Consider the following 782-nt stretch of genomic DNA (forward strand, 5'->3'; position numbering starts at 1 on the left):
GTCGCTCTGCGGCGGGCACGACGGACGCATTCAGCACGAACCCGACGACGTGATCTCGATAGGGTGAGGTGACGGACAGCGGCCGTGTCGTCCGGCTCGTCCCGTGAGACGGCAGGCGTCACCATCGCGGCCGCTCCTGCCGGATCCAGCGCATCCGCTCGCGCTCCACGTTTCCTTCCTCTCGCAGCCATCGTCACACCGGCCCTTGTCGGGGCCGTTTTGCTTAACCGGTTTTCACCGGGTGCTCCCGCACGCACCGCGCTCCAGGGGGGTGTGAGGTCGATCACAGTCGACCCATTGGACGCTGCGTATGGTGAACAACATGGAGAGCGGACGACACGAAGAAACACGACGCCCCACTGACCGACAGTCTTGCATAGAAAGTACGAACACACGGACGGAACTGACGATGTCGGGCGAGGGACGTGAGCCGGTGGCCGCGGATGAACGAAACTTCAGACTTTACCTGAGATGACAAGCTGGAAGTGTTGATCACCCCAAACAGAGACGACGAGGAGACTTCCATGACCATGAAGAAGACGGTTGCGATCATGACGGCGCTTGCGTTCCTGTCGGCGTCCCCGGCCTTCGCGTTCGGCGGCAAGGGCGGCAATGGTGGCTTCGGCGGCGCCGGGAAGTTCGGTGGCGTCGGTGGCGCCGGCGGAAACGGCGGGGCCGGCAAGAACTTCGGCGTCGGCGGCAACGGCGGCGGCGGCGGGACCGGCAAGTTCGGCGGGTTCGGCGGCGGCGGCGGGTCCGGCGGGTCGGGCAACTTCGGCGGC

General features: G+C 65.9%; 1 protein-coding gene. It reads left to right on the forward strand.

Translation table 11 applies throughout. From position 1 onward, the window contains the following. Positions 1-524: 524 nt before the first annotated feature. A partial coding sequence (locus CH341_RS34370; RefSeq protein ID WP_210208520.1) for a hypothetical protein occupies positions 525-782 on the forward strand: 258 nt, incomplete at its 3' end.

The organism is Rhodoplanes roseus (genome assembly GCF_003258865.1).
In the GTDB taxonomy this organism is placed as follows: Bacteria; Pseudomonadota; Alphaproteobacteria; order Rhizobiales; family Xanthobacteraceae; genus Rhodoplanes; species Rhodoplanes roseus.